At 40.0% G+C, this 23,778-nt stretch carries 21 protein-coding genes and 1 pseudogene; 18 read left to right on the top strand and 4 right to left on the bottom strand.

Annotated elements, in window-relative coordinates; translation table 11 throughout:
* The first annotated feature begins 10 nt into the window (after positions 1-10).
* From KTH84_RS02300 to KTH84_RS02320, 5 genes are read left to right on the top strand one after another with little or no spacing between them, the layout of a single operon-like run.
* Positions 11-1,030 carry an alpha-ketoacid dehydrogenase subunit beta gene (locus KTH84_RS02300; protein ID WP_262471800.1) on the top strand — a complete coding sequence of 340 codons (1,020 nt, stop codon included), beginning with the start codon at positions 11-13 and terminating at the stop codon, positions 1,028-1,030.
* A gap of 1 nt (position 1,031) precedes the next feature.
* Entirely contained in the window at positions 1,032-2,570 is a 1,539-nt protein-coding gene (locus KTH84_RS02305) for a 2-oxo acid dehydrogenase subunit E2 (protein WP_262471801.1), read from the top strand.
* Between the two features lie 10 nt (positions 2,571-2,580).
* Complete coding sequence (gene lpdA, locus KTH84_RS02310; RefSeq protein WP_262471802.1) at positions 2,581-3,984, top strand: dihydrolipoyl dehydrogenase; 1,404 nt, start codon at positions 2,581-2,583, stop codon at positions 3,982-3,984.
* Positions 3,985-4,010: 26 nt separating this feature from the next.
* Positions 4,011-4,796 carry an acetoin reductase gene (locus KTH84_RS02315; RefSeq protein WP_133973712.1) on the top strand — a complete coding sequence of 262 codons (786 nt, stop codon included), beginning with the start codon at positions 4,011-4,013 and terminating at the stop codon, positions 4,794-4,796.
* A gap of 29 nt (positions 4,797-4,825) precedes the next feature.
* The gene (locus KTH84_RS02320; RefSeq protein WP_262471803.1) at positions 4,826-5,884 is read left to right on the top strand and encodes a 2,3-butanediol dehydrogenase; all 1,059 of its coding nucleotides are present in this window, start codon (positions 4,826-4,828) and stop codon (positions 5,882-5,884) included.
* A 47-nt stretch (positions 5,885-5,931) separates the two neighbouring features.
* Here KTH84_RS02320 and KTH84_RS02325 read toward each other — a convergent pair whose 3' ends face one another.
* Positions 5,932-6,843 carry a bestrophin family protein gene (locus KTH84_RS02325; protein WP_262471804.1) on the bottom strand — a complete coding sequence of 304 codons (912 nt, stop codon included), beginning with the start codon at positions 6,841-6,843 and terminating at the stop codon, positions 5,932-5,934.
* Between the two features lie 69 nt (positions 6,844-6,912).
* Entirely contained in the window at positions 6,913-8,184 is a 1,272-nt protein-coding gene (locus KTH84_RS02330; RefSeq protein ID WP_133973706.1) for a sigma-54 interaction domain-containing protein, read from the bottom strand.
* Between the two features lie 192 nt (positions 8,185-8,376).
* On the opposite strand from KTH84_RS02330, the gene KTH84_RS02335 reads away from it, so the two are divergent.
* From KTH84_RS02335 to KTH84_RS02355, 4 genes are all read left to right on the top strand, one after another.
* Positions 8,377-9,072 (top strand): MBL fold metallo-hydrolase, encoded by a 696-nt coding sequence (locus tag KTH84_RS02335; protein ID WP_133973704.1) that lies wholly within the window; start codon positions 8,377-8,379, stop codon positions 9,070-9,072.
* A gap of 9 nt (positions 9,073-9,081) precedes the next feature.
* Positions 9,082-10,737 (top strand): TIGR01244 family sulfur transferase, encoded by a 1,656-nt coding sequence (locus KTH84_RS02345; RefSeq protein WP_410374392.1) that lies wholly within the window; start codon positions 9,082-9,084, stop codon positions 10,735-10,737.
* Positions 10,738-11,049: 312 nt separating this feature from the next.
* Complete coding sequence (locus KTH84_RS02350; protein WP_262471805.1) at positions 11,050-11,841, top strand: sulfite exporter TauE/SafE family protein; 792 nt, start codon at positions 11,050-11,052, stop codon at positions 11,839-11,841.
* 111 nt (positions 11,842-11,952) lie between these two features.
* Positions 11,953-12,957, top strand: coding sequence for a homoserine dehydrogenase (locus KTH84_RS02355; RefSeq protein WP_262471806.1), 1,005 nt, complete (start codon positions 11,953-11,955; stop codon positions 12,955-12,957).
* A 31-nt stretch (positions 12,958-12,988) separates the two neighbouring features.
* On the opposite strand, the gene KTH84_RS02360 is transcribed toward KTH84_RS02355, so the two are convergent.
* Positions 12,989-13,906 (bottom strand): DMT family transporter, encoded by a 918-nt coding sequence (locus tag KTH84_RS02360; protein ID WP_262471808.1) that lies wholly within the window; start codon positions 13,904-13,906, stop codon positions 12,989-12,991.
* A gap of 166 nt (positions 13,907-14,072) precedes the next feature.
* Here KTH84_RS02360 and KTH84_RS02365 point away from each other — a divergent pair, with 166 nt between their 5' ends.
* A complete protein-coding gene (locus tag KTH84_RS02365) occupies positions 14,073-14,927 on the top strand; it encodes a helix-turn-helix domain-containing protein (protein ID WP_262471809.1) in 855 nt (284 codons plus the stop codon).
* 19 nt (positions 14,928-14,946) lie between these two features.
* On the opposite strand, the gene chrA is transcribed toward KTH84_RS02365, so the two are convergent.
* Positions 14,947-16,296, bottom strand: a complete 1,350-nt coding sequence (gene chrA, locus KTH84_RS02370; protein ID WP_262471810.1) for a chromate efflux transporter — start codon at positions 16,294-16,296, stop codon at positions 14,947-14,949.
* Positions 16,297-16,546: 250 nt separating this feature from the next.
* Between chrA and KTH84_RS02375 the strand changes: the two genes are divergently transcribed.
* The 8 genes and pseudogenes from KTH84_RS02375 (at position 16,547) to KTH84_RS02410 (ending at position 23,749) form a co-directional block, all read left to right on the top strand.
* Entirely contained in the window at positions 16,547-17,290 is a 744-nt protein-coding gene (locus KTH84_RS02375) for a GntR family transcriptional regulator (RefSeq protein ID WP_133973692.1), read from the top strand.
* Between the two features lie 27 nt (positions 17,291-17,317).
* Positions 17,318-19,054 (top strand): annotated as a pseudogene (locus KTH84_RS02380) (fumarate reductase/succinate dehydrogenase flavoprotein subunit); the annotation flags it as partial.
* A 20-nt stretch (positions 19,055-19,074) separates the two neighbouring features.
* Entirely contained in the window at positions 19,075-19,320 is a 246-nt protein-coding gene (locus tag KTH84_RS02385) for a ferredoxin family protein (RefSeq protein WP_005040873.1), read from the top strand.
* Positions 19,321-19,339: 19 nt separating this feature from the next.
* On the top strand, positions 19,340-20,761 hold the full coding sequence (locus tag KTH84_RS02390) for an ABC transporter substrate-binding protein (protein WP_262471812.1): 1,422 nt from the start codon (positions 19,340-19,342) through the stop codon (positions 20,759-20,761).
* Between the two features lie 32 nt (positions 20,762-20,793).
* Positions 20,794-21,648, top strand: a complete 855-nt coding sequence (locus KTH84_RS02395; protein ID WP_262471814.1) for an ABC transporter permease — start codon at positions 20,794-20,796, stop codon at positions 21,646-21,648.
* A 1-nt stretch (position 21,649) separates the two neighbouring features.
* Positions 21,650-22,489: an ABC transporter ATP-binding protein gene (locus KTH84_RS02400; RefSeq protein WP_262471815.1), complete on the top strand. Its 840-nt coding sequence runs from the start codon at positions 21,650-21,652 to the stop codon at positions 22,487-22,489.
* Positions 22,486-23,484: a HEAT repeat domain-containing protein gene (locus KTH84_RS02405; RefSeq protein ID WP_262471816.1), complete on the top strand. Its 999-nt coding sequence runs from the start codon at positions 22,486-22,488 to the stop codon at positions 23,482-23,484. The genes KTH84_RS02400 and KTH84_RS02405 overlap by 4 nt, the downstream gene beginning before the upstream one ends.
* Positions 23,468-23,749 carry a DUF971 domain-containing protein gene (locus KTH84_RS02410; RefSeq protein ID WP_262471817.1) on the top strand — a complete coding sequence of 94 codons (282 nt, stop codon included), beginning with the start codon at positions 23,468-23,470 and terminating at the stop codon, positions 23,747-23,749. Before KTH84_RS02405 ends, KTH84_RS02410 begins: the two co-directional genes overlap by 17 nt.
* Positions 23,750-23,778: the final 29 nt, after the last annotated feature.

A 23,778-nucleotide genomic window follows, 5' to 3' on the forward strand; every position in this document is an offset into this window, starting at 1 on the left:
AATAGTAAAGATGCCAAATAAAAGTTTTCGTAATGCAATTAAAGAAGCCATTGAATCAGAAATGCGCCGTGACCCCACTGTATTTGTTGTGGGGGAAGATGTGCGTGGTGGACATGGCGGTAAAAATACCGAAGATAACCAGCTTGAAGGCTTTGGTGGTGTACTGGGTGTAACCAAAGGTTTGTGGACAGAGTTTGGCTCGGAACGTGTTATTGATACCCCGATTACCGAATCAGCAATTATTGGTATGGCGGCTGGTGCTGCTGCAACAGGTTTACGTCCTGTTGCCGATCTAATGTTTATGGATTTCTACGGCGTGTGCCATGACATGCTCTATAACCAAGCCGCTAAATTCCGTTATATGTTTGGTGGCAAAGCAAAAGCGCCAATGGTTGTCCGCGGCATGATTGGCGCGGGTTTTTCTGCAGCAGCTCAGCATTCTCAATCACCTTATAACGTATTTGCCGCGGTTCCGGGCTTAAAAGTTGTGGTTCCATCTAGTCCATACGACGTGAAAGGGCTATTAATTCAAGCAATTCGAGATGACGATCCTGTCGTGTTCTGTGAACATAAAATGCTCTATGACATTAAAGGTGACGTTCCAGATGAAGCCTATACCATTCCTTTTGGAGTTGCGAATTACACCCGAGAAGGTACGGACGTAACTATTATTGCTTTAGGTTTGATGGTCCATCGTGCTAATGAAGTAGCAGACAAACTGTCAAAAGATGGTATTTCGGTTGAAGTGGTGGACCCTCGAACAATTTCTCCACTTGATGAAGAAGGGATTTTGGAATCAGTCGCTTCAACTGGGCGTGTTGTGATTGTAGATGAGTCAGCGGCGCGCTGTGGCTTCGGACATGATGTTGCTGCCCTAATTGCACAAAAAGGTTTCCATTATTTAAAAGCGCCTATTGAGCTCGTAACGCCACCACATACGCCTGTTCCATTCTCACCAGTTTTAGAAAAAGAATGGATTCCAAGTGTAGAGCGTATTGAGCAAGCTGTACGAAAAACATTGGAGGCTTAGGATGAGCGAAATTAAAACGCTGGAGATCCCGAAATGGGGATTATCCATGGAAGAAGGCACGATTGCCCAATGGTTGATTAAAGAAGGCGACAGCTTTAATAAGGGTGATGAAATTTGTGAAATTGAAACCACAAAAATCGTCAATGTATTAGAAGCACCTTTTGCAGGAACACTCCGTAAAATCTTAGCAAAAGACGGGGACACTTTGCCTGTCGGTGGTCTTATTGCTGTATGTGCTGAAAGCCAAGTTTCTGATGAAGAAATTGAAACATTTATTACATCGCTCGGTGGTTCAGCAGCTAAAGCCCCTGAAGCATCTTCGGAACAGAGTAAAGCGGAAACATCTGCACCTGTTGCTGAAAAAGCAGAACAACCACAGTCTGTAGCTGCAAGTGCTCCAGTTCCAGTAAAGGCTGCTAAAGGTGACTACGATGTACCCGAGTCATTACAAGGCTATCAAGCATCTGATGAGTTTTTTGCAACTCCACATGCTTTGAAACTTGCTGAAAAGCATAATGTTAAATTGGCAAAAGTGACGGGTTCAGGTCGTGAAGGGCGTATTAGCGTTCAAGACATCCAAAAGGCTGTACAAGCTGCTGGAGGCCAGTGGCCAGATGTTAAACAACCACATCAAGCTAAAGTAGTTAAATCTACGGCCGATGATAGCCGTGTTTTGGCAACACCAGTTGCACGCCGTTTGGCAAAACAATGGGGTATTAACCTAAACGACTGCCGTGTTTCAGGTACCCGAGGCCGTGTCTGCAAAGAAGATGTTGAAGCCGTTTACCACCGTAACAACCCAACGGCAGTAAATGAACAATCGGCTCAGTGCGCTGTGGCTCAACCGCAATCAACAATCACCACTGTCGCGATGAATGGTATGCGCAAAGCGATTGCCTCACGCTTGCAAGCGGCAAAACGTAATGCACCGCATTTCCGTCTTGTAGTCGATCTAAACGTAGAAGCTTTGCAGAATTTACGTAAGCAGATTAATGAGACTGTTCCACAGGTGAAACTTTCTATTAATGACATGCTGATTAAAGCCGCTGCAGCAGCACTCATTAAAGTGCCTGAAGTGAATGTTCAGTTTGATGAAGCAACACAGTCAATTTTGCAATTTTCACAAGCCGATATTTCGGTGGCTGTGGCGATTCCAAACGGTTTAATTACACCAATTGTGAAAGCCGCCAATCAGAAGTCTTTAGCACAGATTTCCGATGACATGCGTGATTTGGCAACGCGTGCCAAAACCGGCAAGTTACAACCTGATGAATTTCAGGGAGGCAGCTTTAGCATTTCCAACTTAGGTATGCTTGGCGTTAAACAATTTGACGCGATTATTAATCCACCGCAAGGTGCAATTATGGCATTGGGTGCTTCAGAACCACGTGCTGTTGTTGAAAATGGAAATGTAGTGGTTCGTGAGATTGTAACGGCAACATTGTCTTGCGATCACAGGGTTATTGATGGTGCTGTAGGTGCAAAGTTCTTGGCCAGCTTTAAGCAGTTTGTTGAAAATCCAGCTTTAATTTTGGTGTAGGAGAACCCGCATGTCAGAAACTCAATTCGATTTGATTGTGATTGGTGCGGGACCGGGTGGATATGTGGCTGCAATTCGTGCAGCCCAGCTCGGGTTAAAAACCGCAATTGTAGAAGAGCAACATTTAGGTGGAATATGCCTGAATTGGGGGTGTATTCCAACTAAAGCTTTGCTTGCAGGGGCAGAGCTTGCAACCCAGTTTAAACATGCTGGACAGTTTGGCTTTCAGGTATCCCAACTCGATTTTGATATTCAAAAGCTTGTGCAACATAGCCGTCAAGTTTCGGCACAGTTGGTGCAGGGCATAGATTACTTGCTTAAAAAGAATCAGGTCACTGTATTTAATGGCCGCGCCAAACTCACTGCTAAAGAAAAACTTGAAGTTAAAGATGCTCAAGGTAAAAGTCAGGCTTTAAGTGCACCACATATTATTTTAGCAACTGGTGCAAAAGCCCGACATATTCCTCAACTTCCTGTCGATGGAACGTATGTCTGGAGCTATAAAGAAGCACTTATTCCAGAAGAATTACCAAAAAGCTTACTGGTTGTTGGTTCGGGTGCGATTGGTAGTGAGTTTGCCAGCCTCTATCAAGACTTGGGCTGTCAGGTCACGCTTATTGATTTAGCTAAGCAGATTCTACCGACTGAAGACGCAGAAGTTGCTCAGTTTGTCAGAAAACAGTTTGAACAAAAAGGAATGAAGGTCCTAACGGATGCCGTAATTCAAAGTATTCAAATTGAAAATGGTCAGGTCCACTGTGTAATTGAAACTGCAAATGATGTTCAAACGATCGTTTTTGACCGTGTGCTTTCGGCAATTGGTGTACAGCCTAACGCAACTAATTTAGGACTGGAAGGTTTAGGCGTTGAGTTCACACCACAAGGTTTTGTGGCAATTGATGACTATTGTAAAACCAACGTTGCTGGGCTTTATGCAATTGGTGACGTTGCTGGAGCACCGTGTCTTGCCCATAAAGCAAGTCATGAAGCCATGATATGTGTCGAGAAAATTGCTGGTGTAGCAAATGTGCATTCACTCGACCGTAGCCAAATTCCGGGTTGTATTTTTACTCATCCACAAGTGGCTAGCATTGGTTTAACGGAAAATGCAGCCAAAGCGCAGAGCTTACCCGTACGAATCGGCAAGTTTTCTTTAACTGCGAATGGTAAAGCTTTGGCAATTGGAGATGCGTCAGGTTTCGTTAAAACAGTGATACATGCAGAAACGGGCGAGCTACTTGGTGCACACATGGTGGGCCATGAAGTGACCGAACATATTCAAGGCTTTGCAATTGCTAAATACTTAGAAGCGACTGATGAAAGTCTTGCTCAGGTGATTTTCCCACATCCAACATTATCAGAAGCCATGCATGAATCCATTTTGGCTTCAATGCAGCGAGCGATTCATATGTAGAAATTCTGCATTTACAGGAGTTGAACATGGTTAAGGGATTAAAAGATAAAGTCGCTTTAGTAACAGGAGCAGCCCAAGGCATTGGCCGTGGGATTGCCCTGCGCTTGGCGCAAGAAGGAGCACACATTGCATTAGTCGATATGAAACAAGATCGATTGAATGATGTGCAACAGGAAATTCAGGCTTTAGGTGTAAATGCGAGCACATTTATTGCCGATGTCAGTGACCGCGAGCAAGTGTATGCCGCTATAAATCATGCTGAGCAAACTCTTGGTGGGTTTGATGTCATGATTAATAATGCTGGTATCGCTCAGGTTCAGGCGATTGCAGATACCACACCAGATGAGTTTCATAAAATCGTTGATATCAATATTGGCGGTGTACTGTGGGGAATACAGGCTGCTGCTGCAAAATTTAAACAACGCCAACATAAAGGTAAAATTATTAATGCTTGCTCAATTGCAGGCCACGATGGGTTTGCTTTGCTGGGTGTTTATTCTGCTACCAAGTTTGCAGTACGTGCGCTTACCCAAGCCGCCGCAAAAGAATATGCCAGTCACGGTATTACGGTAAATGGATATTGCCCTGGAATTGTCGGAACCGACATGTGGGTTGAAATTGATAAACGTTTTGCTGAAATTACTGGTGCGGCTATAGGTGAAACTTATAAAAAGTATGTAGAAGGCATTGCTTTAGGTAGAGCCCAAACGCCAGACGATGTAGCCGCATTAGTTGCTTTTCTGGCGAGTGAAGATTCAGATTACATTACGGGTCAATCGATTTTAACGGACGGCGGAATAGTCTATCGCTAAAACAACATCCTGATTTGAGGGAGATAATAATGAAAGCAGCACGTTTTTATGACAGAGGCGATATCCGTATTGAAGATATCCCAGAACCAGAAGTCACTGCTGGCACTGTAGGCATTAAGGTTGCTTGGTGTGGAATTTGTGGTACAGATTTGCATGAGTTCATGGAAGGACCAATTTTTATTCCACCGTGTGGACATCCACATCCTATTTCAGGTGAATCAGCTCCGGTTACGATGGGACATGAGTTTTCAGGTGTGGTCTATGCAGTGGGTGAAGGTGTTGATGATATTGAAATTGGTCAACATGTCGTAGTAGAGCCTTATATTGTGGCGGATGATGTGCCGACTGGACCGGGCGATAATTATCATCTTTCAAAAAACATGAATTTTATTGGTTTAGGTGGCCGTGGCGGCGGTCTATCGGAAAAGATTGCAGTTAAACGCCGTTGGGTACATCCAATTTCCAACAAAATTCCATTAGACCAAGCAGCGTTGATTGAGCCGCTATCAGTTGGTCATCATGCTTTTGTACGAAGTGGGGCCAAAGCTGGTGATATTGCTCTGGTTGGTGGTGCAGGGCCAATTGGTTTACTACTTTCGGCAATTTTAAAAGCGAAAGGGCTTAAGGTCATCATTACCGAGTTGAGTGCAAAACGTAAGGAAAAAGCCAAAGAGTCGGGAGTTGCAGATTATATTTTAGACCCGTCAGAAGTTGATGTAGTTTCTGAGGTCATGAAGATCACCAATGGTAACGGAGTTGATGTTGCGTTTGAATGTAGCAGCGTTAATAAAGTATTAGATACTTTGGTGGCTGCAACTAGACCGACTGGAGTCATTGTGATTGTTTCGATTTGGAGCCACCCAGCATCAATTAATGTGCATAGTGTGGTAATGAAAGAGCTTGATGTACGAGGTACAATCGCCTACGTAAATGACCATCAAGAAACCATTAAACTGGTCGAAGAGGGTAAAATAAATTTAGAGCCTTTCATCACTCAGCGTATTCAACTGGACGATTTGATTTCACAAGGTTTTGAGACCTTAATTCATAATAATGAGTCGGCGGTTAAAATTATTGTACAGCCATAAATGAAATGATAAACCCATAAAAAAGAGCGATGATTCGCTCTTTTTTATTAAAGTAAATTGTTATTTTTGGCTTCAATAATAGGCGGTAATGGCTGCCCTAAAGAGCTTAAAGACTCTCGTTCAATCAGGCGAACAATTGAATCAAGCGGTAAATCATTTTCTTGCAAACCAAAAGGTTCTTCAATTTGGGCACTTAAGGCATCTAAACCTAAAAACATATAAGCAATAAGACCAACAATAAGCGGTGTCCAGATGCCTAAAGTTGCTTCTAAGCTAAAGGGTAAAATAAAGCAAAAGCAATAAACTGCACGGTGGAGTAAGACAGAATATGAATAGGGCAAAGGTGTCCCAGCAATTCGGTCACAACCTGCTTGAATATTGCCTAACTCCACAATATGACGATTCAGTGTGCTGTAGATAATATCGCTAATCTCGCCATTTTTAAGCACTTTAACCAAATCTTTTTGAATATTTTCTAAGACAAATTGTGGGGCATTAATATGCTCATTTAAATAATCAAGTGAAGAGTTATTTAAATAGGCATGTTCAAGAAATTGGGTCGGTTCAACAGTTTGCTGACGGAGTCGATCACGCAATAAATTGCTAAAAATTAGTACCTGATGAATTAAATGTTCACGTTGTTCATCTGATAAAACATGGCTGTCTCTGACAATATGCCTCGCATTTGCAATTAAAGCACCCCAGAGTTTTCGTCCTTCCCACCAACGGTCATAACACGCGTTATTTCTAAAGCCCGTACAAATAGAAAGAATGACGCCAAAAATGGTAAATCCAATTGCGGGAACTGTCGGAATTTGAATGACATGATAAAAAGAAAGAAAAACGATCAATGCTGAAATGAGAATAACAATGCTCAGCGCAGGCAGAACCTTCGGCAAAATTGTTCCTTTCCAAGCAAATAATAATTTAAATACATTGCTTTTATCACGAACAATCATATAAAGCCTTTGAACAAACGAACCTAACCAAGAGCAGTATGATACGCCTTAGATTAGATAAATACCTCCCTAAAGCTTATGTTTTTGTCGATAACGCCAAAGTGTTGTACGGCTAATCCCAAAAATATTGGCAACCATATTCAGGTTGTGATTATATTTTTCTAAAGCTGCTTGCACATTTTCCGGATTAAGTTCCGTATTTGTCTCTGGCAATTTAACGTAATCCTCAGCATTTAAGAGTTCATTTGGTAAGTCTTCAACTTCAATTTCGACCTTACCATTGGCCATTGTTAACGCATAAAGCAAGGTGTTTTTAAGCTCACGAACATTCCCTGGCCAGTCATAATTCAGTAGAACTTGCATGGCTTTTTGATTGACGTGACGAGGCATTGTGTCGAGTTGAGTTGAGCTTTCTTTTAAAATCTGATCGACAATCAGTGGAATATCGACTTTTCGCTCTCTGAGTGGCGGTATAAAAATTGGAATCACACGTAACCGATAGAGTAGATCGTGACGAAAACGCCCAGCTTTAGCTTCCTCACGCAGAGCTTTATGCGTTGCCGTAATAATACGGACATTGGCCTGAATCGGTTTTTCACCGCCGACTGGGGTAACTTCACCTGTTTCTAATACACGTAATAATTTAGCTTGAAGTTCTAAAGGAATCTCGGCAATTTCATCAAGAAAAAGAGTTCCGCCCGCGGCACGTTCAAACACGCCTTTATGATCGCGAATTGCTCCGGTGAAAGCGCCTTTAACATGCCCAAACAGTTCGCTTTCTAAAATATTAGAATTTAAAGCTGCACAGTTAATAGCTACGAAAATCTTATTTTTACGCTGGCTATAATCATGAATCGCTTTTGCCACAAGCTCTTTGCCACTACCGGATTCACCGCGGACGAGCACTGGAAATTCAGTAATGGCTACTCTTTGAATGATTGAAAACATTCGAGTCATTTCTGGTGAGCAACTATTAAAAACCTTGGCTAAGTCTTTTAATTGCTCTGTTAATTGCACTTGATCAGCAAAATCTTCTTCTATGCCAACTGGCTGTAAAATATGTAGCTTCCCAATAAAATGGTTCTCTTTAATATAAATATCATGCTCTTGATAGATAAATCGTTTTTTAACTTTATGAGTATTAATTTCAAGATATTGATTGTGATGATCTTGAGTCAGTGCGGCTATGCTCTCGACAGAAATATCATCCGTATTAAATTTATAGTGAATTGCTTGAGTCGTGATATCAGCTAAAAACAGGCTCGCATTTGGGAATAAAGCTTTTAATTGCTCAAATAAAATAAAAAAATCTTGTTCTGACTCAAAATTTAACTTTGCCATTATCTGTGTTTCATAATCGTTTCATTGAAACATACTTGAGTTTCATAGGAACATCAAGCTGAGTTTATTTTCTAACTTTAATTTTACTTATTATTTTAAGTTTTTGATTTTTATGTTTATTATTTAATTTAAAATAATTGGCATCTTATTTGCAAAATATAGGAAAGAAATAAATTATTGGGGTTATAAACCATGTTCTTTAAGCAGTTTTTTGAGCAAGAAAGTTCGACTTATACCTATATGCTTGCATGCGAAGAAACATTAGAGGCCGTTTTAATTGACCCTGTCGCATCAGATATAGAGATTTATGCAAAAGAATTAGAGCAGCCTCAATTTACACTCATATATACCTTAGACACCCATGTTCATGCCGACCATATCACGGCTGCGAATTTGCTGCGTGAACGCTTCCATTGCAAATCGGTTTTACATCGAAACTCAGGTGTAAATTGTGGAGATATTTTAATTACAGATGGTTGCATGCTTAAACTGGGCAATCTCAATATTGAAGCACGCTATACACCAGGTCACACCAATGCTTGTACGAGTTATCTGGTTGAAAATATGGTTTTTACTGGTGATGCATTATTAATTGATGGTTGTGGTCGAACTGACTTCCAAGCGGGTAATGCTGGCACACTTTATGACAGTATTCATAAACAACTTTTTAGTTTGCCTGACGATACTATTGTTTATCCGGGACATGATTATAAAGGTCGCCTGTCTTCGACTATTGGTAATGAGCGCTTAAAGAATTCACGTTTAGGACAGAATCGCTCGCGTGAAGATTTTATTAAATTGATGAATAATTTAAATCTGCCATATCCAAAACAGATCGATAAAGCATTACCTGCCAATCAAGCCTGTGGCTCAACTTCGCAATTTTAAGGTGGCAATATGGAACTCAAACAAATTGATCAAGATTTTTATGTTGCTGGTCAAATCACTGCCGATGAGGTCGCAAAAATTGCAAATCAGGGAGTAAAAACTCTGATCTGTAACCGTCCAGATGGAGAAGGTGCAGACCAACCCAATGTGATTGAAATTGAAGAAGCAGCACAAAGGTTAGGTATACAAGTCATTTATCAGCCAGTGACAAGTGGCAAAATTACCGATCAGCAAGTGAACGATTTTAAGCAGTTTTATCAGAATGCCCAGAAACCTGTTTTAGCGTATTGCCGCTCTGGCATGCGTGCAATCAGTTTATGGGCTTTGGCCGAAGTTGACCCAAAAGATGCAGCTCTGTTAGTCGAAACAGGTCATAAACTTGGATTTAACCTAAAAGGCTTAGTGCCACGTATTTTAAAACGTGATCATGAATCAGCAACGATTCCTTGCTATAGCGTTGTGATTGTTGGTGCTGGAGCAGCTGGAATTTCTGTTGCATCTAGTCTCTTATGTCGTGAACCAAACTTAGATATTGTCATTATTGATCCGGCAGATACGCATTATTATCAACCCGGCTGGACCATGGTAGGGGCCGGTATTTTTAAGCCGCAAGTAACAGCACGTTCAATGACAAGTGTGATTCCATCCAAAGTGAAATGGATGAAAGCTGCTGTTGCTGGATTCGACCCCGACCACAATCAGGTTATTCTGGAAGGATGCCAACCGATTCAATATAAAGCATTGGTCGTCTGTCCTGGCTTGAAACTGAATTGGCATGGGATTGAAGGCTTAGTCGAAACCCTTGGTAAAAATGGGGTGACGTCTAACTATCGTTATGATTTAGCGCCGTATACATGGGAACTGGTACAACAACTAAACCACGGAAAAGCAATCTTTACCCAACCACCTATGCCAATTAAATGTGCTGGTGCTCCTCAAAAAGCGATGTACCTCTCAGCCGACTATTGGTTAAAGCAAGGCAGACTTAAAGATATTTCTATCCATTTTTATAACACCGGCGGTGTTTTATTTGGTGTGAAAGAATATGTACCTGCACTGATGCAATATGTTGAAAAGTACGATTCTGAACTGCATTTTAACCATCAACTTATCAAAGTAGATGGACCAGCAAAAAAAGCATGGTTTAAGGTAGTGAACGATGAAAATGCGGAACTAGTCGAAACCGATTTCAATATGTTGCATGTGGTTCCACCACAACAAGCGCCTGATTTTATTCGTGCAAGTACCCTCACAGATGAAGCTGGATGGGTGAGCGTTAACCCGCAAACCTTACAACACACACAGCATGCCAATATTTTTGCTTTAGGTGATGTGATGAATGCGCCTAATGCCAAGACTGCTGCGGCGGCACGTGCTCAAGCTCCGATAGTGGCCGTAAATGTTCTAGTACAACTTAAAGGTGAGCAAAACTTTTGTGAATATAACGGTTATGGCTCATGTCCACTCACCGTAGAACGAGGAAAGATTGTTCTGGCTGAGTTTGGCTATGGCGGCAAGTTACTTCCAAGTTTTCCGAAGTGGGTGATTGATGGGCAAAGACCATCCCGATTGGCATGGCTACTTAAAGAACAGATTTTACCGCCGATTTACTGGCAAGGCATGCTCAAAGGCCGCGAATGGATGGTCAAACCTGAGCGAGGATAAGTAAAGATTAATAATCTTTACCCGAGCGCAAGTCGAGAGCTGTGCTCGAGTTAAGAGGATAAGTAAAGATTAATAATCTTTACCCGAGCGCAAGGCGAAAGCTGTGCTTGAGCGGAAGAGGTTAAACAAAGCAACGCTTTGTCTGGAGAAGCTGCTAAAGCTTCTCAAGAAGATGAAAGCTGTACTCAAGTGGAATAGTTCAACAAAGATTTACTACTGAAAGGTGGTTAAAACCTTGCAGAGAAGAATAACTTTACCACGTCAAATAGCAGTTCACTGCAAATGCAAAACATGAAATTTTAGGCTTCTGATATGTTATTACTTGTCGTTGAAGGCATTGTGATTGGCTTTTTACTTGGTCTTACAGGAGCGGGTGGTGGCATTCTTGCTGTACCTGCACTAATGACCAGTCAAGGCTGGAGCGTGGCTCAAGCAGCACCAATTGGTTTATTGGCAGTTGCGCTGTCTACACTGATTGGAACGATTGAAGGGCTATTTAAAAAGATGGTTCGTTATCGTGCTGCAATCTGGATCGCCCTTATTGGCGCACCTATGGCACATATCGGAATTTTAATAGCCAACACGATTTCTCCTATTTGGCTCATGCTCATGTTTAGCTTAGTTATGTTTACAGTAGGCTATCGACTCATCAGCCATCGCGTATCAGATTTTTACAACCCACCGTGTCAGGTTAACCCAAGTACGGGGCGTTTCATCTGGAATTTTAAAACGGGAAGTGTTCTCGCGAGCATCGGGATTATTGCTGGGCTTTTAACGGGAATGTTAGGGGTTGGCGGTGGTTTTGTGATCGTACCTGCACTTAGAAGAGTCACTAATCTCGACATGCATAGTATTGTTGCAACCTCACTCATGATTATTTTTCTTATTAGTGGAACGAGTATTGTGATGCATATTGCAGAGGGTTTTCACTATCCAGTAGGCATTACCAGTGCGTTTGCACTCGCATGTGCATTCGGTATGTTAGTCGGACGTCGAGCCATTCGTTTTATTCCGGCTGCAATTGTACAAAAAGTCTTTGCTTTAATGGTTTTTGCTGTCGCAATTTATATGGTAGTTAAGATTGTTAATCTCACAAATATCTAAGTGATATAGTATTTTAACTCACCTTTATAAATACAAGTTTCCAAATGAAGCCTTAACATTAACTTTGGAAACTTTTGAATTTAAACCATTTAAATTTTTTGAGAAAACGATATGAAGCGAATTAACGTGGCAATTTGTGGTTTTGGACGGATTGGACAACAAATTGCAGAGCTTCTTTTAAATCGATCTGAATACTATAAACAAAAATATCAAATTGATGCTCGTTTAGTGGGTGTCTGCAACTCATCATCCGGCTTAATTGATCAAGACGGTTTGCAAGCTGCCAAGTGGCTAGATAAAACTCAATATCAAGCAGGTCAAACTGAGCAAAAGTTTTTAGAACAGGTACAGGCGGATGTCATTATTGAGACTGGGCCAAGTGATTATGTGACAGGGGGCAAAGGCCTGTTTTATTTAAATTATGCTCTAACACATAACATGAATGCGATAGCAGTATCTAAAGGTGCTTTAGTTGTAGAGGGCAAAAAAATAATTAATTTGGCACATCAACACAATAAAAAATTATTTTTTAGCGGCGCGACGGCTGCGGTTTTACCGACAGTTGATTTGTTTGAATATAACTTGGCAGGCTGTCAGATTTTAGAAATAGAAGGTGTTTTTACTGGAACCACAAATTTTATTTTAAATGATATGTTGCAAAATGCATGTGCATTTGCAGAATCTCTTGAAAAAGCCCAAGCAAAAGGTATTGCCGAACCTAATAGTTCTTTTGATGTAGATGGGTGGGATACGGCTGCTAAAATTACGATATTGGCAAATACCGTTTTGGGAGCTGATATAAAAATTCAAGATATTCCAAGACAAGGAATCAGCCATGTTACTGCCGATCATATTCGTGACTGGAAAAAAGAAGATCTAATTCCTCGTCTGGTGGGTTTTATTCATATTGAAAATCAGCAAATTCAAACAGGTGTTGAATTACGATTAGTTCCAGCAAATCATAATTTTGCCCATCTTCAAGGTTCAAATAAATGCATTCGGGTGCTAACGCAAGAAATGGGGGAACTTGTTGTAAGTGGAGGAGCATCTGCTCCCTTAGCCACAGCAGCCGCAGCTTTAAAAGATTTCGAGTTGATGCTAAAAACGGGCTGCTAAAATTAATCATGATTTATAGAAAAGCAGGCTTTTAGGCCTGCTTCTCACAACTTTTTTGAGTAGTAAATAATTTTCCGCCAATTTTAAATTTGCTGAACATTAAGTAATTACCGAGTAAGATCAATAAAATTCCGAATAGAGCGTTTAGGGTCCATACATATCCTTCAAAGAAAGTAGAAACTGTTAAAGCAACTAAAGGGAAGAGTAACGTGCTATATGCTGCTTTGGCTGCACCAATACGTCCAACCAGAGAAAAATAAGCAGAGAACCCAATAACAGTACCAAATACAGCCAAGTAAAGTACCGAGCTTAAAAATGGGAAATTCATTGGAGGCATTAAATCTTGGCCAGTAAATAACGCTAGACTTAACATCACCAATGCACCATAGGTCATGGCATAACAGTTTGTTGAAAAAATATTTAGACCACGTTTTTGGTGTCTAACACTAATCATATTTCCTAAAGAAAAACCGTAAGTGCCTATTGCACACAAGCCAATACCCATTAATAACTGTGCATTAAATTGGCTATTAATCAGGTCATGCCAAAAGAGTAGAACAATACCACCTAGGCCTAAAAGTGCAGCTGGCACAAAGTTTGGGGAAGGTTTCTGTTTAAAAAAGATAAGCGCATTAATGGCATTAAAGAAAACAGCCATCGAAAAAATAACGGACTCTAAACCGCTATTTACATATTTAACGGCAGTATAAAAACAAATAAAGTTTAGGCCGAAAACACAAAGGCCTTGCAGCATACAAAACAAGTGATCTTTTAAAGCAATTCGTTGTAATTTTCCTGAAAATAGTAAAACAACCCAAAGTAATAAGGCTGAAATGGCAAAACGCCATAAAATTGCGACGACAGGCGTTGCATAATGGCTCTGAACGGCAATTCCAATCCATGTTGTTCCCCAAATCAACACCACCGCAACATAGAGTAAAATATTCATAAAGTCATCCTCGATTACTAAGCTTAAGTATCGAGGAATGTTTCATTTTTCACGTATATATTCTTGTGTTGTACATGCAAGATCTTGCGTTTTTTATAGATCTAAACTAGCTCAATTTTGCTGAATATGGTTAACTTAAGTTCAATAATATTCGTTTTAAATTGGCATGGCCTATCAAACTTTAGAACAGCTACAGCAATCTAAAGCCAAGCTTCACGAAACCGTGGTGCTTGATGAAAATATGCAACTTGCATTTTGGTCTAATCAACAAGATCGTGTAAGTGTCTGTAGCGACCACCACACTTTAAGTCTCTATATTCAAGATGGTTATGAAAGCTATCAAAAAACACCTGTGGGCTGGAAAAATGGCGGCGGGCCGGGGCGTTTTTGCTTATTGCCAGAACATCAGGAGTCGACTTGGGATATACGAGGTGGGCTTAAATTCGTTCACTTGTATTATACCGACCAGCATTTAAGAGATGTTGCGGAAAAAATATGGGACAAAGAACCTAATCAAATTGAACTTAACGAAGTTACATTTAGTGATGACGAACGGATTCGCGCGTTATATCAGTTTTTCTTGCTAGATTGTGACTGGCAAGATTCTTCAAATCATTTGCAAATGAGCACAACAGCCAGTTTATTGCTGAATCATTTAATTCGAAAATATAGCAATGTTCAATGGCAACAGCCTGCCATTAAAGGTGGACTTGCACCTCATAAACTTAAATATATTCAAGATTGGATTGAAGATCATTTAGATCAAGCACTTACTTTGTCTGATTTAGCAAATGTTGTGAATTTAAGCGAATATCATTTTGCCCATATGTTTAAACAATCTATGAATATGGCACCTCACCAATATGTTATGCAAAGACGTTTGTTGAAGGCAAAAGGACTAATTCAGTCTTCACACTTTTCTTTACAAGACATTGCATTAGTCTGTGGTTTTAGTTCAGCTAGCCATTTGAGCCATCGCTTTAAACAGTTTTATGGCATGAGTCCTTCACAGTTACGTTAAAAGACTCAAGTTTAATTTTCTATAAAAGATAAGCACCTAAACCAACCAGTGCTGATGCAAAAATCACATACAACACATTAATTCCGAAGCGGAATAAAGCAATAAATGCTGCAAGTGTAATTAAAGCCGCAACAACATCAAAGGGTCCAGAAAAACCTTGAGGCCATAGCACGTGATAACTGAAAAATAATGCCAGATTTAAAATCACACCGACCACAGCCGCGGTAATTGCAGTAAGGGGCGCCGTAAATTTAATTTCATTATGGGTAGATTCAATAATGGGCGCACCAGCAAAAATAAAGACAAATGAAAAAAGAAAAGTAAACCAAGTGACAATGACTGCGCCTAATGCTCCAGCAAAAAATAGATGTTCTGGGCCAAGTAATGCATGATTCACACCTCCTAAAAAACCAACAAAAGCAACCACCATAATCAGTGGACCAGGTGTAGTTTCACCTAAAGCGAGTCCATCAATCATTTGAGTAGGTGAAAGCCAACCAAAGTTATTCACTGCGCCTTGATAGACATAAGGTAAAACGGCGTATGCACCACCAAAAGTAAGCAAAGCTGCTTTAGTGAAAAACCATGCCATTTGAGTATAAGAATGGTGCCATCCAAAATATGAAGCTAAAGCTAAGATGGGTAATAACCATAAGCCGATAGCCACAAAAATAAGTCTAGCTAAGCGCGACCATTGGAATTTAGCGTGCTCTGGCGTGGGCGTATCATCATCAATAAATGCACGGCCATAATCTTTTTGACTGGCTTTATGACCCGCTGCTGAAGAAAATAGCTCAGGATATTTTTTACTGGCTAAGTAGCCTGCAATACCAGCTGATAAAACAATAAGAGGAAAGGGAAGTTTTAAAACAAAAATGGCAAAAAACGCAGCAATTGCAACTCCCCATAAAAATTTATTTTTAAGAGAGCGGCTACCTATACGGTAAGTAGCATGAAATACAATTGCGGTTACAGCTGGTTTAATTCCATAGAAAATTCCAGCAATAACAGGTACATCTCCAAATTTTATATAAACCCAAGATAAACCAATTAAAATGAATAAAGAGGGTAATACAAATAAAATACCAGCAACCAGCCCACCCGCCGTTCTGTGCATAAGCCAACCAATATAAGTCGCCAATTGCTGTGCTTCGGGGCCAGGTAGTAACATGCAGTAGTTAAGTGCATGTAAAAATCTTTTCTCAGAAATCCAGCGTTTTCGCTCAACTAGTTCTTGATGCATGACTGCGATTTGTCCCGCTGGTCCACCAAAACTAATAAAACCCAATTTCAACCAAAATAAAAAAGCTTGCCAGAAACTGATATTTTCCACTGGCCCATCCGCGATGGTTTCTTCTTTTTGTAGCATATCCATCTCTTTAAAATAGAACTTAATTTATAAAAATATTTGCTTTAGAAAGGCCAAATTATTTTTAACAGCATAGCAAAGCCAGATGTACTTTTGATGATCATTTTTTCAATCTTACGTTTTTATGTATATCAACACTTTGAAATTAATAAAAATTATATTTTCAACTAAAGTTATCGCTTTAAATTATTTCCACTACAGAAACATTTTATACATTATTTGCTCAAGTTGTTATAACAGGTTGTGCAGCATGAGCCAGCTCCCCCAAGATTCAAAAAATCATAAACCTCTTTACGATCAGTTAAGGGAACTCATTCTCAATAAAATCGTAAATGGTGAATATGCTGTTCTTAGCCAAATTCCATCTGAAAATGAGTTTGCTGAACAGTTTGGTGTGAGTCGAATTACAGTTCGTCAGGCATTAACTCAATTACAGTTAGAGGGCTACATTTTCAAAGTTCCAGGCAAAGGAACTTTTGTAAGTAAGCCAAAAACCTTCCAGAACATCTCAAATTTACAAGGCTTTGCTGAAGCAATGTCATCTGCGGGTCATGAAATTTTGAACAGGGTTATCTCGGCTGAGCTTAAGCAAATTCCTGTGCATGTCGTACCGAAATTGAAACTACCTGTTAAAGCCAATGTATATGAAATTCAACGTGTTCGTTTGCTAAACCGCCAGCCGGTTTCCTATGAGTTGACCTATTTACCAGAACATATTGGGCTAAAACTTAAAGAGAAAGCGATTGATTTACGTACTACCGATATTTTTAAAGCCCTCGAAGAAGAGTGCGGTATCCCACTGGGGCATGCTGATCTAAGCATTGATGCCACAGTAGCTGATGAAGAGTTAGCGGCTTTACTCCAAGTGGAGTTAGGTACACCTATATTACGCGTAGAACGCTTGACCCACGATGCAAATGGGCAACCGATTGACTATGAATATCTCTATTTTTCAGGTGATACGTTCCAATACCGTTTACGTATTCATCGTTAATAACAGAGATAAAATAAGGAATATACAACCATGGAAACTAAATATCTTGAATATGACATTGTCGTTATTGGTGGTGGAACTGCTGGGCCAATGGCAGCAATTAAAGCAAAACAGGAAAACCCCAATTTAAAAGTTTTACTGATTGAAAAAGCTAACGTAAAGCGTAGTGGTGCTATTTCAATGGGAATGGACGGGCTTAATAATGCCATTATTCCGGGGTATGCAACACCAGAGCAATACACCAAAGAAATTACGATTGCCAACGATGGAGTGGTTAACCAGACAACTGTATATGCATATGCCAAACACAGTTTTAAAACTATTCAACAACTTGATCAATGGGGCATTAAATTTGAAAAAGATGAAACGGGTGAGTTTGCTGTAAAAAAAGTACATCACATGGGCGCATATGTTTTACCAATGCCTGAAGGCCATGATGTAAAAAAGGTTCTATATCGTCAGTTAAAACGTGCTCAAGTCAAAATCAATAACCGGATTGTCACGACCAAACTTTTAAAAAATGAGCAAGGTGCGATTAATGGGGTATTAGGTTTCGACTGCCGTAGTGGTGATTTTTATGTCATTAAGACTAAAGCTGCCATTTTATGTTGTGGTGCAGCAGGGCGTTTAGGTCTGCCAGCTTCAGGCTATTTAATGGGAACTTATGAGAACCCAACCAATGCTGGCGATGGTTATGCCATGGCATACCATGCAGGAGCTGAGCTGGCCAATTTAGAATGCTTCCAGATCAACCCGCTGATTAAAGATTATAACGGTCCAGCTTGTGCCTATGTGACAGGTCCTTTAGGGGGTTATACAGCCAATAGTAAAGGTGAACGTTTCATTGAATGTGACTACTGGAGTGGTCAAATGATGTGGGAATTTTACCAAGAACTGGAAAGCGGTAACGGTCCGGTTTATTTAAAGGTAGATCATCTGGCTGAAGAAACGATTCAAACCATTGAAGAGATTCTACATACCAATGAGCGCCCAAGCCGTGGACGTTTTCATGAAGGCCGAGGAACCAATTATCGTCAAGATATGGTGGAAATGCATATTTCAGAAATAGGTTTTTGCAGTGGACACAGTGCTTCTGGTGTATGGGTAAATGAAAAAGCAGAAACTTCAGTTAAAGGTTTATATAGTGCAGGAGACATGGCTGCCGTACCACATAACTATATGCTTGGCGCATTTACCTATGGCTGGTTTGCTGGAGTAAACGCAGCACAATATGTGAGCGAAATTGTAGATAGTGAATTGAACCAAACTGAAATAGAGGCAGAGAAAGCACGAATCTTTGCTCCACTTAATTGCGTTGAAGGTTTACCCGCAGAACAAGTGGAATATAAGCTGCGCCGTTTTGTAAATGACTATTTGCAGCCACCTAAAACGCGCCAAAAAATGGAAATTGGGCTTAAACGTTTTGAAGAAATAAAACAGGATATTGCCCGAATTTCTGCACAAAACCCGCATGAACTCATGCGCGCCGCTGAAGTATCTTTTATTCGAGACTGTGCAGAAATGGCGGCCAGAGCCTCATTGTTTAGACAAGAAAGCCGTTGGGGCCTTTATCATTATCGTGCAGATTTTCCTCAGAAGAATAACTCGGAATGGTTCTGTCATGCACATTTGAAAAAAGATGAAAACGGCAACATGACCAGTTTCAAAAAAACAATTGAGCCTTATGTGGTTCCGATTAATCAAGATGAAGCTGTGTCTTATGACCGTTTACGCATTCAAAAAGATGTTGCTCTTACAGACTAAATAAATCAGGAACTCAAACAATGGCTTTTATTTTTAAAGAAATTCAGCACCGTACTATTGCTCCCGTCATTATCGATGAAGATAAATGTATTGCTGATAAAGGATGTACAGTCTGTGTAGATGTTTGTCCAATGGACTTATTGGCAATCGATCCTATAACTCAAAAAGCTTATATGCAATTTGATGAATGTTGGTACTGCATGCCTTGTGAAAAGGACTGCCCAACGGATGCAGTCAAAGTAAATATCCCATACTTACTCAAATAATTAATTTGGAATACATAAAATGAAAGATAGAAATAAAAAATTATTACTGAGCAGTTTAATTAGCGCTATTGTCCTCGGCACTATTGGGTGTGGCAGCAAAAGTGAAACTGTTCGGGTAGCGATTGGTACGCAAGACACGACCATCAACTGTGCAACAGGTGGATTACTCATTCGTGAATTGAATTTATTGCCTAAATATTTACCTAAAGATGGTCAATACAAGCATGTTAAATACGATATTCAATGGAAAAACTTTACTTCTGGGGCACCACTAACCAGTGAAATGGTAGCCGGACGTTTGGACCTAGGTGCAATGGCTGACTTTCCTGCTGTTAATAATTTAGCCGCATTTAAAAAGGCCGGAAAAGAAAGCATCTTTTTAGCGCCTCTATCCGGCAGTATTAATGGCAGTGGTAATGCGATTGTTGTTCCTATTGACTCAAAAGTAACATCCCTAAAAGAGTTAAAAGGGCAGACCATTTCTGTACCTTTTGCTTCAACTGCTCATGGACTGTTACTTCGTGCCATTCAAGCTGAGGGCTGGCAACTTGATAAAGATATTAAAGTGATTGCTCAGGCTCCTGAAGTGGCAGGACCTGCATTAAAAAGTCATAAGATTGCTGCGCATGCTGACTTTGTGCCCTTTGGAGAGTTATTTGCTTACCAAGGTTTTGCTAAAAAAATCTATGATGGTTCACAAGCAAAATCACCGACATTTCATGGCTCACTTGCCAGCAAGGATTATGCACAGCAACATCCAGAAGTCATAAAAGCTTACTTACAAGCGACTATTGAAGCAAATCGTCTGATTCGGGAACAACCTGAAAAATATAGTGAACTGATTGCAGAAAAAACGGGTATTCCTGCCGAGGTGGTCTATCTGTTTCATGGACCATTAGGTCTACAAACTCGTGATTTGACTTGGAAACCTGAATATCGAAAAGCAACCCAAATTGCCATAGATACCTTAAAAGTTCTAGGCAAAAACGATGGTAGTCTCGATGTAAATAAATTTATTGATGACCAATACATTAAAGAAGCATTTCAGGCTTCTGGACTCAATTACAGCCAACAACTTGCTGATTATGCAAAATTACCTCTAGTCGCAAATGATGCTTTAACTGGTCAACCTATCAAAACGTTTAATCGGATTACTCAAATTTGGGTAAAGGGTGAAGAAAAGGTTCGTAGTTATGAAACACCTGAGCATGCTTTTTCTGATTTAAAGAAAATTCAAGCGGTAGGAAAAACCGTACGTGTGGTTTATAGCCAAGATCATCAATCCGACATTAAGTTGCTTGCCAATCTGGCATGGTACGCCACAGATAAAGCAGGTCAAGTGCAGGCCTTTTTATTAAAAGATGATGCTGAAAAATGGGCTAAACAACAAGGTGGAAAAGTATATGACTTTAAAGCCATTCAGCTCGTGACCCATGGTTGATGTTGTTTTACCTAATGAGCAGGAGGTGCCGAATGAGTAGTTTAGCCCAGACAAAACCCAAGAACCAAAGCATTTTTTTACTCAAGTTTTTTCAGGTGTTGAGGTCATATCAAACACATTTTAAAAATTATGGAATCGCTTTTACATCCATAGTTTTCTGGATAGTAACTTGGCAAGGACTTGCTCAGTTTAAAATAAATTTAGGTATTGTGAACTTTAGCAATGTACCGACACCTATAGATGTCATCCATGCGCTATGGTCGTTTTTTCAACTCAGCACAGCATTTGAACATGTTGAATCTAGTATTTTTCGAGTTGTAATTGGTTTTTTATTGGCTGCATTAATTGGTGTAGGCATTGGATTGTTGGCTGGACGTTATCAAAAAATCGCTGCATTTTTAATGCCGCCATTAGAAGTATTACGCCCAATTCCAGCAGTTGCATGGATTCCTTTGGCGATTCTGATTTTTCCATCATCAGAAGCTTCCATGATTTTTATTACCTTTATTGGCGCTTTATTTCCGATTCTATTAAACACAGTCCATGGTGTCGGTGCAGTCGACCCAAGATTAATTGCATCGGCAAAAAGTCTAGGTGCTTCTGATCTCGCCATTATCCGTGAAGTCATTATTCCGGGTGCATTACCCAACATTATTACGGGTTTATCCATTGGAATGGGTACTTGTTGGTTCTGTTTAGTCACCGCTGAAATGATTTCAGGCCAACACGGAATTGGTTATTTCACATGGGAATCTTTCACCTTGCAAAATTACAGCAATATTGTAGTTGGTATGGTACTGATCGGGGCATTAGGTATGTTCAGTAGTACCTTAGTCCGTGTGATTGGAAATCGATTTACCCCATGGTATCAATTGAGGAAGTCTTAAAATGTCAATTACACAAGGCCATGTGCGCATTCAAAATCTATCACTACATTTAGGGCAAGGTAAAAATCGCTTTCAAGCATTAGATCGGGTCAATTTTGAAATACAACCGGGTGAGTTTATTTGTTTATTAGGGCCTTCAGGTTGTGGAAAGTCAACATTATTAGGGGCTTTGGCAGGACACTTACCCATTAGTTCAGGAACTTTAACAGTCGACAATGAGTCTATTGTTGAACCGCATCCGGACAGAGGTTTGGTTTTCCAGCAACACACTTTATTCCCTTGGAAAAGCGTTTTAGAAAATATTGCTTTTGGTTTAAAGATGAAAGGAATCAGTAAGCATAGTCGTATAGAACAAGCCAGAAAGATGATTGATCTGGTTGGGCTTAAAGGATTTGAACACAAATTTCCTGCCGAACTTTCTGGCGGTATGCAGCAACGGGTTGAAATTACGAGAGTACTTATTAATGAGCCTCGAATCTTATTAATGGATGAGCCTTTTGGAGCACTTGATGCTCAAACCCGTTTAAAAATGCAAATGCTATTGCTCGAAATTTGGCAAGAAATTCAAACTTCAGTTTTATTTATTACCCACGATATTGATGAAGCACTTTTTCTGGCAGATCGAGTACTGATTATGAGTCATAGACCGGGCCGAATTATTGAGGAAATCAACCTTGATTTTGAACGTCCACGTGATATCGAACTTGTTACGAGTAGCGAATTTACAACCATTAAAAAACATTGCATGCAAACTTTAAAGGAAGCCACTCAACAAGAAGAGTTGAGTCGCTTAAACCCGTTAGGGCTTGGAAAGAAAGCACAAATCAAGGAATACGAATGAGTTTTTATTATCAAACCTTAGACGACCAAGATGAATATAATCAGGAATTTCTCGCCCAGCTAAATCAACCAGATGAAAAGGTTCGGTTTGTTGCTTTAATGAATATTGGTGATGAAGAAAATCCAGATTTATTGCCTTGGGTACATGATGCATTAAAACATGATCCTTCCGCTTTGGTCCGTGAAGAAGCTGCTAAAAAACTAGAAAGTTGGGAAGATGAAGCAAGCCTACATGTGCTTGCTCAAGCATTGATAGATGAAAATGCTGATGTTCGTCAAGCAGCAAGTCAGAGCTTAAGTGAAATCAAAGAAGCTGCATCAGCTGATATACTTGCACCATATTTACAGCATGAAAATACTTTTGTAAAAAGCGCAATTTTACGCGCTTTAAAACCTTTACGAGCGCAGCAATTCTTTGCAGAAATATCAGCTTTGGTACAGCATCAAGATATTCTTGTACGCCGTGAAGCTGTGAGTGCTTTAAGCTGGTTGCAACAAGACCAAGCCATTACCATATTGGCAAAAATTGTTGAAACAGATATAGATGACGAAGTACGACGTATTGCAACAGGTGGTTTGGCTTATAGTAAAAAATTATCAATTGATGTGATTCAAGCACTTAATCATTCACTAAATGCTGAAAGTTGGCAGTTAAGAGTGGAGTCTGCATTAACTATTGGGAAATTACGTATTTCCGAACTTGAAGCACCCTTAATTAAGGCATTAGTGGATCCTTACTGGCAAGTACAAATAGCAGCTGTACGCAGTTTGGGATTGTTAAAATCGAGTTTGGCAGTTGCAGATTTGGCAGTTAATTTTAAACATGAAATTAGCAATTTACGTAAAGAAGTTGCTTTAGCACTTGGGGAAATTGGCACACAAGAAGCTCAAATGCTATTAGAACAGCATCAACATGATTCTGATCCTGAAGTCCGAAAAGCTATTCGTATTGGATTAAATCAAATTGGTGAGGTGAAGTATGCAAACCAGACCTGATATCCGTGTAGATATTTTAAATAAACAAGTTCATTTTATTTGGAATGATGGTTCAAGCCTATGCTTGAGCCACCAACATCTTAGAGAAATTTGTCCTTGCGGTTTTTGCAGATCAAAACGAATAAAACAAATAGAAATTGAACAGGCGGAAATTGAAATTACCGCAATGTTTGATCAAGGATATGGTGCCCAAATCTGTTTTAGTGATGGACATGACAAAGGAATTTATCCTTGGGTTTTCTTAAAAGAGTTTGTTAAGTGTTAAGGATGCCTTTTGCTTGGGACAAAAGGCAT

It is taken from the genome of Acinetobacter sp. WU_MDCI_Abxb74 (genome assembly GCF_025513915.1).
GTDB lineage: Bacteria > Pseudomonadota > Gammaproteobacteria > Pseudomonadales > Moraxellaceae > Acinetobacter > Acinetobacter calcoaceticus_C.